Raw genomic sequence first — 14,352 nt, 5'->3', positions numbered from 1 at the left:
AAATCCGAACTCAGCGGCTGGCTTGCAGCGCTCGGGCCATTTCCAGATGGCTTTGCAGCTTTGGCAGTGTCTCGTCAGCAAACGCCTTGATTTCCGGCACGTCGGTCGACTGCGCTTCCTGCTGGATCTGCTGGATGGCCTCTTCGGTCGCTTTCACCTGGCTTGCGGCGTAGGCCTGGTCGAAGGTTTCACCGTCCTTGACCTGCGGGATCATGGTCTTGGCCTTGTCGGCGATTTCTTCACGGGGCGCGACCGGCAGATCAAGTTTCTTCGCGATCTTCGCCAGATGCTGGTTGGCCGTGGTGCGGTCATTGATCACGACAATGGTGTAATCCTTGACCTCTTTGGATTCGGATTTCTGGTGCGCCAGACGGCTGGCTTCGATGTCGGCCATGCCTTTGGCGGACGCATCGTTGATGAAGTCGGCAGGCGACTGGGCGAATGCACTGCCAGCGAACAAACCCAACAGCGTGGCAAAACTGAAACGACGTATCTGGGTGGCCATCCGGCTCATGGTCGCGCCCTCCTATCTCTGCAAATTCAAGCGGGGGCTTGCGCCCCCGCCTCTCAATCAAAACTACCTCACCGACTACTTCGACTTCTGAGCTGGCTTGCGGCCCATTTCGGTTTTCGCAGGCTCTTTGTCGACTGTCGTGGTGGTGGTTTTCCCACCTTTGCGACCGGCTTCAGATGCCTTGGTTCGATCGTTGGCGAAGTTTCCCGAGTTCGAGTTTCTTGAATTAGGCATGATTCTCTTCCTCTTGGTGTTGATCGTTGGCGAGCAGGTGCCCGCCTAGATTGAGAATTGCCGGACTGCCAAAGGTTTAGAAAAGTTGCCCGCGCCGCGACGAACGGCGCGCAATGCTTCAGCTATCCAGCGCCCCATGATTGAGGCGTTTGGCGGCGTACATCGCCTGGTCGGCATGCCGGAACAATTGCTGTTCCTCGCTGCCATGTTCGGGATAACGGGCCACGCCGATGCTCGGTTCGATGTGCAGGTTGTGACCGTCCAGGCGCATCGGCTGCATCAGCACCTGGCGAATTTTTCCGGCCACGCTATCGGCGTCTTCAGCGGCGTGAACGCTGTGCAACAGCACCACGAATTCATCGCCCCCAATGCGCGCGACGGTGTCGGAATCGCGTACGCAGCCCTTGAGCCGACTCGCCACCGTTTGCAGCAGCATGTCGCCGACCGCATGGCCAAAGGTGTCGTTGACCTGTTTGAAGCGATCCAGATCGACGTACAGCAGCGCCATGTTTCCCGAGGTTTCGCGGGCACCGGCCAGCGCAGCCTTGAGGCGGTCTTTGAGCAATCCGCGATTGGGCAACTGGGTCAGTTGATCGTACTGCGCCATGCGTTTGAGCCGCGCGTGCAGTTGCTGACGCTCGATGGCGGTGGCGACCTGGGCGCAGACGTATTGCAGCAGTTCCTTGTCCTGTTCGGTGTAACGCTCGCCGCCCGGCAGACTTTTGACGATCAGCGCACCGATGGTGCCGTTCTTCGAGTTCAGCGGCACACCGAGCCAGCACGGTGAGTCCTGCCCCGCCACCAGCGCCGCGAAGTCGGGCGAGGCGTCGGGGCTGTCCGGCGTCAGCAGAATCGGCTGACCGCTGCGGATGACCTCCGCACACAAACGCCCGGTGACGGTGCCCGGTTGCTCGGGCTGCAATTCGTGATCGTCGACGTGATAGGGAAAATTCAACTGCGCACAGTGCTCGTCGTACAGCGCCACAGAGAAATTCAGCGCCGGCAGCCATTCGCCGATGATCAGGTGAATGCGTTTGAACAGCGCCAGCAAGTCTTCGGCGACATGCGCCGCTTCGGAAATCGCATACAGCGCAGCCTGACGCGATTCCGCTTGCTTGCGCTCGGTGATGTCACGGGCCACGGCGATCCGCAACTGATCGACCTCTGACCAGCGTGCCGACCAGAGGATGTTCACAATGCGGCCATCCTTGCGCACGTAACGGTTTTCGAAATTGTGTTTGGGTTCGCCGCCCATGATGTCGCGGGCGGCGGCGAGGGTGCGCTGGCGATCTGCGGGATGCACCAGCTCGATCATCGACCGGCCGATCAACTCGTCAGGCGTATAACCGAAAATACGCTCGCAGGCGGCACTGACAAAAACGAAACGGCCCTGCCTGTCAACCGCACAGACGGCATCGAGCAACAGGTCCATATAACTCGCCAACGGCGCGGAATTTCGGCTTTCCATGGTTCAGCGTAGGTGTCCGGACAATGCAGCACTGTTCAACCATCCCTGACCCTTTGTCATGCATCCCTGCAGATCATTTCATGCCTTGTTCGGTAGCAATCCCGGCAGCGCATGCAGCAGCGCATTGATGGCAAAACCGATGAACATTACCCCGCACAGGCGGGTGATCATCAACTCGTGACGCTGATACAGCGTGCGCACCCGTCGGGCGCCGACAACGCCGATCAAGATAGCGTAAGCCAGCAATCCGCCGAGAAAGCTCAGGGCGATCAGCGCCGGCAGCATCGACCAGTTGAGCAGTTCGGCACGACTCGACAGCAGCGCGGTAAAGGTCGCGACCGCCACCGGGTAGGCCTTGGGATTGGTCAAACCGAACAGGATGCCGTGCCAGAACGGCTGACGCGCCGCGCCCTGCGGCTGATCATCGCGGCGCCGTTTGGCCCGCACCGCCCGCCAGCCAAGCCAGAACAGGTACAAGCCGCTGAGCACGCCCAGCACATCGAACGCGGTGCTGCCGATTTCCCGGGCACCGACGATGGCGATCAGCGCGGTGCTGCACCAGACCACATCCCCCAGCAAGTGCCCACAAAGAAACCCCGCGCCAGCGCGCCGTCCATGCGCCGCGCCGATGCCGAACACCGCCAGCACACCCGGCCCCGGCGTGATGCCGTAAATGAAACCCGAGGCCAGAACGGCCATTAGTAGCGATGGAGTCATGGAAAACCTGCTGGCGCCAGTACAAATGATGGCCAGTCTATATCAGCCCAATGTGTCTGATCACGACGCGTCGTAAAAACGCATGCCTGAGTACGGTTTCAACCGACAGGCTGCCAGTCGCGAGGCGAGATCGCCGACGTGAGCCTCTAGTTTGTGACCATCGGGGTCAAGGAAATAGAACGACGCACCTTCGCTGCGGTTGTCACGCCACTCCCGCACGTTCGCCGCTTTTAGCTTCTGCGCGAATAGCGGGAAATCCGCCTCAGCGAGGCTGAACGCATAATGGGTGTAGTCGACGGACGGCTCGCCGCTGCGCTGCGTATCCAGCGACAGACACAACCACAGCCCCGACAGCGACAGATAGGCACCGGCGTCCCACGTGGCTTCGACGCGCAGACCCAGCACATCGCGATAGAACGCCAGGCTGCGGGGCAAATCGCTGACAGCGAGGGTCAGGTGGTTGAGGCCGGTGAGCATGGGTCAGTAACCTCTGAGGTCTTCGGGGACGTTGTACTGCTGGCCATCGTACGTCAGGGTGATCTGCTTTTTCTTCAGCTCGGTGGTTTTCGAAACGCATTGACTGCCGGACCGGGTGTTTTTCATTTTGCTGCCGCTGGTGGTGACGATCAGATCGGCAAAACCATTGTGGTTCGTTGGAGCGATCTCGAGCGTTCGGCGGATTTTCTTGCTGTAGCCCTCGCAGTCATCCGCGAACTCACCGTTGTCCTTGAAGACCACCAGGCCCTCAAGCACCGGACGTAACTCGTCGCCCTCGCGCACATACAGCGCCAGATCGGTTTTTTCATAGGGAATGGCATGGGAACTGTGGACGAACTTGGCTCGCAGCCCAAAAGCGCGGATATCCGGCGTCAAACGGTAGCGCGCCGTGTCGATGCGCACATCATCCAGGCGCACGGCATCAGAGTTGTAGGCGCCCGGCTTACGGTAGGTGGCGATGGGTTTGGCGTTGCTCGCATTGAGGAGCGCCAGGTCCAGATCGAACGCCCCGGCATCGTCACCACCAGAATCGGCCAGATAGGTGGATTTGACCGAAATCGCCTGACTCGGGAACGCCGGCCAGACGTTGCAGCGTGACATGGATTTGCCGTCGAAACTCTTGGTGGTGCAGGCGGCGTGGGCTTGGGTGGTGATGGCCAGCAAAACGAAGGCGATCAGGAGTCTGGTGGGGTTAAGCATGGTTCTTCCTTGATAAGTGTCGGCTGGCGGGTTACAGGCCTTGGAAACCGTTTGGCAAAACGTATGATTTTCCGTCGTAGTGCAATGTTGTCAAAACGGGTTTGTTGTCAGTGGTTTTAGTTTTACATGCGTCTCCCGTCCCCACACTTGTTGTGTCTTTCTCCAAGGTTTTGACAATCAGATCTGCATAGCCGAGAGAGCTCGTTTTAGCGATTTCTACCGTTCTTGAAATCTCATATCGCTCGCCTTCGCAGTCACCATCCCACTCGCCGCCATACCGATAAACCACTAATTTATCCAATACCGGGCGCAATTTTTCGCCCTCTTTCACGTAGAGCGAAAGCAGGTTTTCTTCCATCGGATTGATCCGGGATCCATTAGTGGATAACGCACGTACGCCAAAGGCACGAAGATCGGTAGTCAGTGTGTAGCGAGCCGTATCGAGCGTTATTTCTCGCAAACTGACGCCATCCAATACAAATGCAGCCGCTTTGTAATAAGTCGCAATGGGTTTCGATTGAGCGGAGTCCAGAACGGACAAGTCGAAATCGTAGGTACTCAGCGCTTCTGGGTCATCAGATGGGGATCCGCGCTTAAACTGTGCAGTGGCGTTGATGGTTAATCCTGGATATGCAGGCCACTCCTTGCAGACAGAAAGATCCAGATCTCCTGCCATCGGTGTTGGCACGCAACCAGCCAACACCTGCCCCGCCATCAACCACCCACTCAGGGCCACCCACCCGATCCATCCAGACTTCACTGTCACATCCCACTCCTTGATAACGTTTTCAGCCGCGCACTATCCCCTCCTCAATCCGGCGATTCAACCAGTTCAACGCCTGATCCCCACCCCGGCGCTTATGCCACGCCAGCACAAACGTGAACGGCGCGATCTCGAACGGTGGCGGCAGCACAATCAGCTCCTGCTGATCAATCTCGCGCACGCTGCGTGACGACACCGTGAGAATCAGATCCGTACCGCTGATCAACTCGGGGGCGACGTTCCAGTGCGGCAGGCTGATGGCGACGCGGCGGCGTTCGCGCAGTGAGGTCAGCGCCCGTTCGATTTCCGGGGTGCCGCTGCCGCGCATCTCCAGCAGAACATGCGGGCGCGACAGGTAGGTCGGCAAATCCAGTACGCCGTCGGCCGGCAAGCTGCGACGATCCAGCAGGCAGACATAGCGCTCTTCGAACAGCACGCTACTGCGCAACTCGTTGGGCATTTCCGGGAACACCCCGGTGGCTACGTCGATGTCACCGTTGAGCACACCCTCCAGCATGCCCTCACGGCTGGCGTGGCTGATTTGCAGGTCGATGCCCGGCGCTTCGCGGCGCAGAGTGCGGATCAGACCGGGCAGGATGATGGCCGCGCCGTAATCGGACATCGCCACACGAAAGGTTCGCCGCGCAGTGGCCGGATCGAAAGTGTTCGGCGCCAGCAGCGACTGCACCTGGGCCAACGCTTCGGCCAGTGGCGCAACCAGTTCCAGCGCCCGCGCCGTGGGCACCAGCGTCGAACCGGCGCGCACCAGCAGCGGATCGCCGAGCAAGTCGCGCAGACGCGCCAGCGCATGGCTGACCGCCGGTTGACTAAGGTGTAGCCGCTCGGCGGCGCGAGTGACGTGTTGCTCGCAGAGCAAGGCGTCGAGGACGACCAGCAGGTTGAGATCGATACGACGCAGATCATTCATCTTGTGCATGTTCTGGATGACAAAACGGAATTTAAATCTGCGCGACGAATAACCTAGAGTCCAGCAAAACCTGTTGGAGAGTGATCATGAGTACGTTGCAGTGGGTCGGTTTATTGCTGCTGGCCGCGTTTGCCGGGGCGGTGGTGCCGTTTCAGAGTGCGATCAACAGCAATCTGGCGCGGGGCCTCGGCCATCCGCTATGGGCAACCTTGGCCTCGTTGCTGGTGAGTGTGTTGGTGCTGTTGCCAGTGATTCTGGCGTTGCGCCTGCCGCTGCCGTCGCTGGGTTTTATCAGCAAGGCGCCGTTGTGGATGTGGGCTGGCGGTGCGTTCGGCGTGTGCTTTGTGGCGCTGGCGGTGATGTTGCTGCCGAAGCTCGGCGCGTCGGGGTTTGTTGCGCTGGCCTTGGCCGGCCAGGTGATTGCGTCGATGCTGCTGGATCACTTCGGGTTGTTTGGGCTGGTGGAGAAACAGCTGACGGCGTCGCGGGTGTTGGGCGCGTTGCTGCTGATTGGCGGGGTGGTGTTGATTCAGTTTGGTGGGGCGGCGAGCAGGAATCTGGCACCTGCCGGGTAGGATTCGGAGGCGCCCGACACCGCATCAGAACATCGCCCTACAAGCAAATATCCAATTCCGCTCAGTATTGCAGGAAGTGTCTGATTCAGGCCCGAAGTCGTGTTCCGTAAAGTCTGGCAATACACACAAATTGCAACGACCCACGGATTGCCACGCTCAAGGGATGCCCTGATGAACCATACACAGCAAGCACCAAACCTTTATTCCAACTATCGAAAAGTCATCGCCCTGGCAAACCAGGACTGGGAAAACGCCGAGCTCGGCAAAGTCGCCGGGCTCAATGTCGAGGTCATGGGTTCCAACCACCTGCTCGATCAATACGGACGGGAGTTACAACACTTCTGTACCACGTCCTACCTTGGCCTTGATCACCACCCAGCCCTGCTCCAAGGTGCAATCGCCGCACTGCAGGAAACTGGCACCCTGCGCGTCGCCAACTCGAAAAATCGCTGCAAGCTGGGGATTCTCGAAAAATACGAAACCGAGCTTTCGCAGTTGTTCGATGCAGTGTGCCTGACGACCCTGTCCTGCAGCGCTGCAAGTGCCGGGATCTTGCCGCTGCTGGCCAGCGGTGTATTGACCGAGAATCGCCCGCCAGCGATGGTCTTTGACCGTCAGGCGCATTACTCGATGAATCACTTGAAAGCTGCATGCGCCGACGAAACCCGGGTGATGACCTGTCCACACAACGATATGAATTTCCTGGAAAAGATCTGCCAGCAATATGGTCGTGTGGCCTATATTGGCGATGGCGCCTACAGCATGGGCGGCGTGTCCAACATGGAAGGCCTGCTGTACCTCAAGGATCGTTACGGGCTGTTTCTTTATCTGGATGATTCACACGCGTTGTCAGCCGTGGGCCATAACGGCGTCGGTCTGATACGCCCGAGAATCCAGACGCTGGAAGATGACTGTGTGATCGTCGCGTCGCTGGCCAAGTCATTTGGCGCCAGTGGTGGACTGGTGATGCTTGGCAACCAGCGCCAGAAAAAAATCATCCAGCGTTATGGCGGCCCGAGCAATTGGTCACAAAGCCTCAACTGTGCGGCAATCGGCGCCGGCCGCGCGTCAATTCGTCTACATTACACCGCCGAATTCGCCGCTCTACAGGCCCGCCTCCAGGCTAATATCCGCCTCTTCGACAGTTTGATCAGTACAGAGCAATGCCACAGCGCGATGGCAATCCGCTTGATCGACTGCGGCCAGGCGGATCTGGCCAATCGCATCGCCAGCGAGCTGGCCGAGCAAGGCTTTTTCACCAGCGCAGTATTTTTCCCGGTAGTTGCCCAAGGTAAAGCGGCCATTCGGGTAACCTTGCGTGCTGATATGGAGCCGTCGCTGATCCGACGTTTCTGCGATGTAGTCAGCGAATTGTTGCGCACACACCGCGTCGATTTCGACATCTGAGCCAGGGACGATAGATGAACGCCAGCGCCACCCTTCTTATTACCTGCTGCACTGTGTTCCTCGCACAGTTGGGCATGAGTATTTACCTGCCAGCGCTGCCGGAGATTGCCGGCCATCTGCATGCGGGGCCTGCGCAAGTGGCGTGGGGTTTATCGATTTATCTGGTCGGCATGGCGCTGCCAATGCTGCTTTGGGGATCACTGGCCCAGCGTATCGGGCGCAAACCTGTGTTACTCGCAGCATTGGGGCTGTATGGCGTGGCGAACCTGGCGTTGCCGCTGGGTTCGACGCTGGAGTCGTTCCTGTTACTGCGCCTGATTCAGGGCGTCGGCGCCAGCGGGATTTCGGTGATGGCACGGGTGCTGATTCGCGACAGTTTTCGCGGCGACCTGCTGGCCAAGGCATTGTCATGGATTTCGATTTCGTTCGTGGTGGCTCTAGGCATCGGCCAGTACCTGGGTTCGATCATTCAGGTCACGCTGGGCTGGCAGGCAATCTTCTACTTGCTCGGCATCACGTGCCTGCTGATGGCCATGATCGTATCCCGGGTCAATTTTGCGCCATTGGATGAGGCACAAACCAATGCTTCGGCATGGATGATTTACCGGCGCATCCTGATTCATCGCGCGTTCCTGTTGCCGGCACTGGCCGGAGGCCTCGGCTACGGGGTGATCATCGCCTTCAACACGGCTGCGCCACTGATCCTGCAAGGACCGTTCAATTGGTCTACGGTGGATTATGGTCTGCTCGGCTGGCCGATCAGTGCGGCATACTTTCTCGGGGCACTGGTGGTCAATCGCTTCGTTCTGCGCACGGGTCAACACCGGTTGATGACGTTGGGCGTGGTGCTGGTGATGGCGGGGTGCGGAGTGATGCTGCTGGGCAGTCTGACAGCCAGTTCCGTCGCGCTGATGCTGTGGCTGCCCTATTGCGTAGCGGTGTTCGGACAATCGCTGAACTACCCGATCAGCCTGTCCCGTGCCAACGATGGCGCACCGATTGCGGGTGCTTACGCAATGGCGTTGAGCGGATTTATTCATCAACTGATGGCGGCAATGATCGGCGCGATTGCCAGTCTTGTCGCTAGCCCTTCGGCGTGGCCGCTGGCACTGTTATGCAGTTTGCTTGCAGTCGGCGCGATGCTCTGTGTGAGATTCACGCCGACGCGCGTCAGCCCTTAAAACGCGTTACGGAAAATCTCCTCGATCTGCCGCTGATCCGCCGCCCGTGGGTTGGTCAGGCCGCACGCGTCTTTCAACGCGTTGGTGGCGAGCACTGGAATATCGCTGAGCTTGGCGCCGAGTTCACGCAGGCCACCCGGAATATCGACATCCCTGGCCAGGCAACGGATCGCGTTGATCGCCGCCTGAGCGCCCTCTTCCGGGCTGAAACCACGGATGTCCGCACCCATGGCGTGGGCGACGTCAGTCAGGCGTTCGGCGCAGACCGGCGCGTTGAAAGTCTGCACGTGCGGCAGCAGCACGGCGTTGCACACGCCATGGGGCAAGTCGTAGAAACCGCCCAACTGGTGGGCCATCGCGTGCACGTAGCCAAGCGACGCATTGTTGAACGCCATGCCGGCGAGGAATTGCGCGTAGGCCATGTTCTCCCGCGCGGCGAGATCGCTGCCGTCCCGCACGGCCAGGCGCAGGTTGTTACTGATCAGGGTCATGGCCTTCAGTGCGCAGGCGTCGGTGATCGGGTTGGCCGCAGTTGAGACGTAGGCCTCGATGGCGTGGGTCAGCGCGTCCATGCCGGTGGCGGCGGTCAGGCTTTTCGGCATGGCAACCATCAGCGCCGGGTCGTTGACCGACAGCAGCGGCGTGACGTTACGATCAACGATGGCCATTTTCACGTGGCGCGATTCGTCGGTGATGATGCAGAAACGGGTCATCTCGCTGGCAGTGCCGGCGGTGGTGTTGATGGCGATCAGCGGCAGCTGCGGCTTGCTCGATTGATCGACGCCTTCGTAGTCGCGGATCTGCCCGCCGTTGGTCGCACACAGGGCAATGCCCTTGGCGCAGTCATGGGGCGAACCGCCGCCCAGCGACACCACGAAATCGCAACGACTGTCCTTGAGCAGCCCCAGCCCGGACTCGACATTGGCAATGCTCGGGTTGGGTTTGGCGCCATCGAAGATCACCGAATCGATGTCCTGCATCGCCAGTTTCTCGGCGAGCATGGTCGCCACGCCAGCCTTGGCCAGCCCCGCGTCGGTGACGATCAGCGCCTTTCGAAAACCGTAGTTGCGGATCGCAACCATGGCCTCGTCGAGGCATCCGTTGCCCATGATGTTTACCGCCGGAATGAAAAAGGTGCTGCTCATGCGCGTCTCCTGACTGGGGCCGAATCGACTGCTCCGATACGGCGGATGTGCACAGGATCGACCGATCGGTCACCACCGATGTTGATCTGGCTCAATGCCCGCTCGTGATAAAGTCGCCGTCCATCCGCCCTTTGTTTTGAGACTGCCCACGCAATGACCGATTTTCTGGACGTCGATGCCACCCTCGAAGACTGGAGCGCCCTGCGCGCCACCGCCGACTTCAACGGTCTGCTGGTGGGCAATGGCGCCAGCCGCGCAGTGTGGGACGATTTCGGCTACGACTCGCTGTTCGAAAACGCGCGCACCGTGGAAGAAAAACCGCTGAGCCCATCGGAGCTGAGCGTGTTCGACGCGATGCAGACGCGCAGCTTCGAGCAGGTGCTCGGCGCGTTGAAAACCACCAGCCGGGTCAACAAAGCGTTGGCCGTCAGCTCGGCCGCACCGCGCAATCGCTATTACGCGATCAAGGAAGCGCTGATCAACAGCGTGCACGCCGTGCATATCCCGTGGCGCCTGGTGCAGGCCTCGACCCTGGCCACGCTCAACGAAGAACTGGCGCGTTATCACACGGTGTTCACCACCAATTACGATCTGCTCAACTACTGGGCGATCCAGCACCGCAGCGAGGCCATCGACGACCTGTTCAACGGCCCCGACGCCAGTTTTGATCTGAGCGACAGCACCAGCGCCAAACCGCGTCTACTGTATCTGCACGGCGGTTTGCACCTGGTGCGCAATCAGGACGGCACCGCGCGCAAACTGACCTCGACCGAGGGCACCCTGCTCGGCAGCTTCGCGATCAACAACACGATCAAGACGCTGGACGACGTGCCGCTGTTCGTCAACGAAGGGCCGAGCGCGGACAAGCTCAAGACTATTCGCAGCTCGGATTATCTGTCGTTCTGCTACGAGCAGTTATTGGGGCACGCGCAGAACCTGTGCATCTTCGGTCATGCGCTGGGCGAGCAGGATGCGCACATCGTGAGGGCACTGCGCCTGGCGAAACCGGCGAGCGTGGCGATCTCGATTTATCCGCGTAGTGCGGCGTTCATTCAGCATCAGAAACGCCATTACGCCAAGGTGTTCGAGGGCACCGGGATTGAGTTGCGGTTTTTTGATGCGAAGACGCATGCGCTGGGGAATCCGAAGCTTTCGGTGCCAGTCGAGGTTTGATGTAAACCGGACTGACGCCTTCGCGAGCAAGCCCGCTCCCACATTGGAACGCGAACTACTGTGGGAGCGAGCTTGCTCGCGAAGCTTTTGGGGCCAACTCATTCTTCGCTGCTGTGCACCACCACCAGCAACTGCGCTTGCACCTCGCCCACCGACCTGATCCGGTGCGGCTTCTGCGCGTTGAAATGCAGCGCATCGCCCCGCTCCAGCAGCACCCGTTCGTTCATGAAATCCACTTCCACCTGCCCTTCGTGGACGAACAGAAACTCCTCGCCCAAGTGCTCCTTGAAGGTCTTGTCGGTAAATTCGCGCGGCGGGTAGATGATGAACGGCAGCAGGTTGCGCTCGCTGACCTGATGCGCCAGCACCGCATACCCCGGGCTCTGATCGTTGGCCGCCAGTGACTGGCGTTCGTGGCTGCGCACCAGGCTGTAGCTGTCGAGGCTGACGTTGTCTTCGGAGAACAACTCCTCGACCTTCACATTCAGCGCCTTCGCCAGTTTCAGCGCGGCCGCAATCGACGGGGTGTTCAGCCCACGCTCGACTTTCGACAGATAACTCTTGGTCATGCCGGATTTTTCGGCCAGTGCCTCAAGCGTTACGCCAAGTTTTTTTCTCAACAATTTCAAACGGATAGACATGCGCAGCAGTTATTCCATCAAGGAAACGACGATTGATGCTTGCTTATGACACTTTGTGTCATATAGGCTCTTTCGTGTCATTTGCAATCACCCAAAGGACACCGACATGGCCAAGACATTAGCACTACCCAAAGAGCAACTGGTCAAGCAAGCGCTGACCCAGATGCAAAACACCCTGGCGGATAATACGTGGACTGACCGGCAAAAGCTGGCGCTGACCTGCCGGATCCTGTTCGAGAACGGTCACGACTCCGGTCTGGCCGGACAAATCACCGCTCGCGGCCCACAACCGGGAACCTATTACACTCAGCAACTGGGCCTGGGTTTTGATGAAATCACCGCGAGTAATCTGCTGCTGGTCAACGAAGACCTGGAAGTGCTCGAAGGCCACGGCATGGCCAACCCGGCCAACCGTTTCCACAGCTGGGTCTACCGCGCCCGGCCTGACGTGAACTGCATCATCCACACCCACCCGACGCACATTGCCGCGCTGTCGATGCTGGAAGTGCCGCTGCAGATTTCCCACATGGATCTGTGCCCGCTGTACGACGACTGCGCATTTCTCGAAGGCTGGCCGGGCGTGCCCGTGGGTAACGAGGAAGGCGAATTGATCGCCGGTGCGCTGGGCGACAAGCGCGCCATTCTACTGTCGCACCACGGCCAGTTATCGACCGGCAGCACGATCGAAGAGGCCTGTGTCATCGCCCAGCTGATCGAGCGCGCCGCCAGACTTCAGTTGCTGGCAATGGCCGCCGGTACGATCAAACCGATCATTCCGGCGCTGGGTCGCGAGGCCCATGACTGGGTGTCGAAACCCAAACGCCACGCCGCCGCTTTCAACTACTACGCCCGGCAGAACCTGCGCCAACACGCCGATTGCCTGAACTGATTTCAGCTTTTCCCGGAGACTCATCATGTCCAACATTCACGGCATCATCGGCTACACCATCACCCCGTTCGGCGCCAACGGCGAAGGTCTCGATCTACCGGCCCTCGGCAAATCCATCGATCGCCTGATCGACAGCGGCGTCCACGCCATCGCCCCGCTGGGCAGCACCGGCGAAGGCGCTTACCTCAGCGACGCCGAGTGGGATCAGGTCGCCGAGTTCAGCATCAAGCACGTGGCCAAACGGGTGCCGACCATCGTCAGCGTGTCCGACCTGACCACCGCCAAAGCCGTGCGTCGCGCACGCTTCGCCGAAGCCCATGGCGCCGACGTGGTGATGGTGCTGCCAGCGTCTTACTGGAAGCTGACTGAAGCGGAAATCCTCGCGCACTACCGCGCCATCGGCGACAGCATCGGCGTGCCGATCATGCTTTACAACAACCCGGCCACCAGCGGCACCGACATGTCGGTGGAGCTGATTCTGCGCATCGTCAATGGCGTGGAAAACGTGACCATGGTCAAGGAGAGCACCGGCGACATTCAGCGCATGCACAAGCTGCAATTGCTCGGCGACGGTCAGGTGCCGTTCTACAACGGCTGCAATCCGCTGGCACTGGAGGCTTTCGCCGCCGGGGCCAAGGGTTGGTGCACCGCCGCGCCGAACCTGATCCCGCAGCTGAATCTGGATCTGTATGCGGCTGCGTTGGCCGGTGATCTGGAACGGGCACGGGAGTTGTTCTACCGCCAGTTGCCGCTGCTGGACTTCATCCTCAAGGGCGGTTTGCCGGCGACGATCAAGGCCGGATTGCGCGAGACGGGGCTGGAGGTTGGTGATCCGCGCTTGCCGGTGTTTCCGTTGAGCGAAGCTGGGCAAGCTCAGCTAAAAGCAATCCTCAACACCCTGCGCTAACACACACAACCCCATGTGGGAGCGGGCTTGCTCGCGAAGGCGTCGTGTCAGTCGACATCTCCAGTGACTGATCCACCGCTTTCGCGAGCAAGCCCGCTCCCACATTTTTGCTCTTAAGTGTTCTTCAGAGCACCGGCAAGGTCTTGTCCTTGATCACTTTGCTCGGCCCATTGGCCTTGACGCTGGCGATACCTTTGGCACACGCGGCATCGTTGGAGTACGACTCGCTGCTGCCGATGATCTGGTGGTTGGCGGCCTTGAGGTTGAAGTAAGGATGGCCATCCTTGGTGGTCTTCTTCTCGTAGCGTTCATCCAGCGGGCTGTTGCTCTGCACCGAAGCAATGCCGTTGTCGGCAGCCGCGCGGGTGGTGCAGAGCTCGCTGGTGAGAATGGTTTCGGCGTTGGCGGCCTTCAGCACAAACCTGAACTGGCCGTTGCTGCTTTTGCTCACTTCGTACCATCCGGACATGCGCGTTTCTCCTTGGCGGTTGAGAGGTTTTGCGCTTCAGAGTAAAGACCAGCCCGAGACTTCTGTCGCCTGTAGTGGCCTCTTCGCGAGCAAGCCCGCTCCCACAGTAGATCTCCAGTGATCACAAAATGGGGTGAACACTCG

17 protein-coding genes are annotated in these 14,352 nt (G+C 59.7%); 6 read left to right on the top strand and 11 right to left on the bottom strand.

Annotation, left to right across the window (positions count from 1 at the left end; all coding sequences use genetic code 11):
• Positions 1-10: 10 nt before the first annotated feature.
• The 8 genes from AC1RBR_RS06865 to AC1RBR_RS06830 all read right to left on the bottom strand — a co-directional run bounded on the left by AC1RBR_RS06865 (position 11) and on the right by AC1RBR_RS06830 (position 5,830).
• On the bottom strand, positions 11-514 hold the full coding sequence (locus tag AC1RBR_RS06865; RefSeq protein ID WP_007963247.1) for a DUF4142 domain-containing protein: 504 nt from the start codon (positions 512-514) through the stop codon (positions 11-13).
• A 75-nt stretch (positions 515-589) separates the two neighbouring features.
• A complete protein-coding gene (locus tag AC1RBR_RS06860; protein ID WP_003222499.1) occupies positions 590-748 on the bottom strand; it encodes a KGG domain-containing protein in 159 nt (52 codons plus the stop codon).
• Between the two features lie 118 nt (positions 749-866).
• Positions 867-2,216: a sensor domain-containing protein gene (locus tag AC1RBR_RS06855; protein ID WP_492563572.1), complete on the bottom strand. Its 1,350-nt coding sequence runs from the start codon at positions 2,214-2,216 to the stop codon at positions 867-869.
• 78 nt (positions 2,217-2,294) lie between these two features.
• A complete protein-coding gene (locus tag AC1RBR_RS06850; RefSeq protein ID WP_492563570.1) occupies positions 2,295-2,933 on the bottom strand; it encodes a LysE family translocator in 639 nt (212 codons plus the stop codon).
• A gap of 60 nt (positions 2,934-2,993) precedes the next feature.
• Positions 2,994-3,410 (bottom strand): fosfomycin resistance glutathione transferase, encoded by a 417-nt coding sequence (gene fos, locus AC1RBR_RS06845; RefSeq protein ID WP_492563568.1) that lies wholly within the window; start codon positions 3,408-3,410, stop codon positions 2,994-2,996.
• Positions 3,411-3,413: 3 nt separating this feature from the next.
• Positions 3,414-4,130, bottom strand: coding sequence for a PA3715 family protein (locus AC1RBR_RS06840; protein ID WP_492563566.1), 717 nt, complete (start codon positions 4,128-4,130; stop codon positions 3,414-3,416).
• Between the two features lie 31 nt (positions 4,131-4,161).
• A complete protein-coding gene (locus tag AC1RBR_RS06835) occupies positions 4,162-4,896 on the bottom strand; it encodes a PA3715 family protein (RefSeq protein ID WP_492563565.1) in 735 nt (244 codons plus the stop codon).
• A gap of 22 nt (positions 4,897-4,918) precedes the next feature.
• Complete coding sequence (locus tag AC1RBR_RS06830) at positions 4,919-5,830, bottom strand: LysR family transcriptional regulator (RefSeq protein WP_492563563.1); 912 nt, start codon at positions 5,828-5,830, stop codon at positions 4,919-4,921.
• Positions 5,831-5,907: 77 nt separating this feature from the next.
• Here AC1RBR_RS06830 and AC1RBR_RS06825 point away from each other — a divergent pair, with 77 nt between their 5' ends.
• The 3 genes from AC1RBR_RS06825 (at position 5,908) to AC1RBR_RS06815 (ending at position 8,984) form a co-directional block, all read left to right on the top strand.
• Positions 5,908-6,396, top strand: coding sequence for a DMT family transporter (locus AC1RBR_RS06825; RefSeq protein ID WP_336840910.1), 489 nt, complete (start codon positions 5,908-5,910; stop codon positions 6,394-6,396).
• Positions 6,397-6,567: 171 nt separating this feature from the next.
• Positions 6,568-7,803, top strand: coding sequence for an aminotransferase class I/II-fold pyridoxal phosphate-dependent enzyme (locus AC1RBR_RS06820; RefSeq protein WP_492563562.1), 1,236 nt, complete (start codon positions 6,568-6,570; stop codon positions 7,801-7,803).
• A gap of 14 nt (positions 7,804-7,817) precedes the next feature.
• A complete protein-coding gene (locus AC1RBR_RS06815; protein WP_492563560.1) occupies positions 7,818-8,984 on the top strand; it encodes an MFS transporter in 1,167 nt (388 codons plus the stop codon).
• On the opposite strand, the gene yiaY is transcribed toward AC1RBR_RS06815, so the two are convergent.
• Positions 8,981-10,129, bottom strand: coding sequence for an L-threonine dehydrogenase (yiaY, locus tag AC1RBR_RS06810; RefSeq protein WP_492563559.1), 1,149 nt, complete (start codon positions 10,127-10,129; stop codon positions 8,981-8,983). The genes AC1RBR_RS06815 and yiaY overlap by 4 nt on opposite strands.
• A gap of 153 nt (positions 10,130-10,282) precedes the next feature.
• Between yiaY and AC1RBR_RS06805 the strand changes: the two genes are divergently transcribed.
• Positions 10,283-11,302 carry a DUF4917 family protein gene (locus AC1RBR_RS06805; RefSeq protein WP_095138508.1) on the top strand — a complete coding sequence of 340 codons (1,020 nt, stop codon included), beginning with the start codon at positions 10,283-10,285 and terminating at the stop codon, positions 11,300-11,302.
• 98 nt (positions 11,303-11,400) lie between these two features.
• Here the strand turns inward: AC1RBR_RS06805 and AC1RBR_RS06800 are convergent, their stop codons facing one another.
• Positions 11,401-11,943 carry a helix-turn-helix domain-containing protein gene (locus AC1RBR_RS06800; RefSeq protein WP_027614428.1) on the bottom strand — a complete coding sequence of 181 codons (543 nt, stop codon included), beginning with the start codon at positions 11,941-11,943 and terminating at the stop codon, positions 11,401-11,403.
• A 106-nt stretch (positions 11,944-12,049) separates the two neighbouring features.
• Between AC1RBR_RS06800 and AC1RBR_RS06795 the strand changes: the two genes are divergently transcribed.
• A complete protein-coding gene (locus AC1RBR_RS06795) occupies positions 12,050-12,832 on the top strand; it encodes an aldolase (RefSeq protein WP_166497120.1) in 783 nt (260 codons plus the stop codon).
• Positions 12,833-12,854: 22 nt separating this feature from the next.
• Complete coding sequence (locus tag AC1RBR_RS06790) at positions 12,855-13,739, top strand: dihydrodipicolinate synthase family protein (protein ID WP_481397012.1); 885 nt, start codon at positions 12,855-12,857, stop codon at positions 13,737-13,739.
• A 124-nt stretch (positions 13,740-13,863) separates the two neighbouring features.
• On the opposite strand, the gene AC1RBR_RS06785 is transcribed toward AC1RBR_RS06790, so the two are convergent.
• A complete protein-coding gene (locus AC1RBR_RS06785) occupies positions 13,864-14,208 on the bottom strand; it encodes a YegP family protein (RefSeq protein ID WP_492563556.1) in 345 nt (114 codons plus the stop codon).
• Positions 14,209-14,352 lie beyond the last annotated feature (144 nt).

Source organism: Pseudomonas sp. GW823-FHT01D03 (assembly GCF_058798255.1).
The sequence above is the reverse complement of the archived record's forward strand: the minus strand, read 5'-3'. Positions and strand labels throughout refer to the sequence as shown.

Coding starts and splice junctions, on each gene's coding strand:
- AC1RBR_RS06865 (WP_007963247.1), bottom strand. CDS start 514: ATGAGCCGGATGGCCACCCAGATACGTCGTTTCAGTTTTGCCACGCTG.
- AC1RBR_RS06860 (WP_003222499.1), bottom strand. CDS start 748: ATGCCTAATTCAAGAAACTCGAACTCGGGAAACTTCGCCAACGATCGA.
- AC1RBR_RS06855 (WP_492563572.1), bottom strand. CDS start 2,216: ATGGAAAGCCGAAATTCCGCGCCGTTGGCGAGTTATATGGACCTGTTG.
- AC1RBR_RS06850 (WP_492563570.1), bottom strand. CDS start 2,933: ATGACTCCATCGCTACTAATGGCCGTTCTGGCCTCGGGTTTCATTTAC.
- fos (WP_492563568.1), bottom strand. CDS start 3,410: ATGCTCACCGGCCTCAACCACCTGACCCTCGCTGTCAGCGATTTGCCC.
- AC1RBR_RS06840 (WP_492563566.1), bottom strand. CDS start 4,130: ATGCTTAACCCCACCAGACTCCTGATCGCCTTCGTTTTGCTGGCCATC.
- AC1RBR_RS06830 (WP_492563563.1), bottom strand. CDS start 5,830: ATGCACAAGATGAATGATCTGCGTCGTATCGATCTCAACCTGCTGGTC.
- AC1RBR_RS06825 (WP_336840910.1), top strand. CDS start 5,908: ATGAGTACGTTGCAGTGGGTCGGTTTATTGCTGCTGGCCGCGTTTGCC.
- AC1RBR_RS06820 (WP_492563562.1), top strand. CDS start 6,568: ATGAACCATACACAGCAAGCACCAAACCTTTATTCCAACTATCGAAAA.
- AC1RBR_RS06815 (WP_492563560.1), top strand. CDS start 7,818: ATGAACGCCAGCGCCACCCTTCTTATTACCTGCTGCACTGTGTTCCTC.
- yiaY (WP_492563559.1), bottom strand. CDS start 10,129: ATGAGCAGCACCTTTTTCATTCCGGCGGTAAACATCATGGGCAACGGA.
- AC1RBR_RS06805 (WP_095138508.1), top strand. CDS start 10,283: ATGACCGATTTTCTGGACGTCGATGCCACCCTCGAAGACTGGAGCGCC.
- AC1RBR_RS06800 (WP_027614428.1), bottom strand. CDS start 11,943: ATGTCTATCCGTTTGAAATTGTTGAGAAAAAAACTTGGCGTAACGCTT.
- AC1RBR_RS06795 (WP_166497120.1), top strand. CDS start 12,050: ATGGCCAAGACATTAGCACTACCCAAAGAGCAACTGGTCAAGCAAGCG.
- AC1RBR_RS06785 (WP_492563556.1), bottom strand. CDS start 14,208: ATGTCCGGATGGTACGAAGTGAGCAAAAGCAGCAACGGCCAGTTCAGG.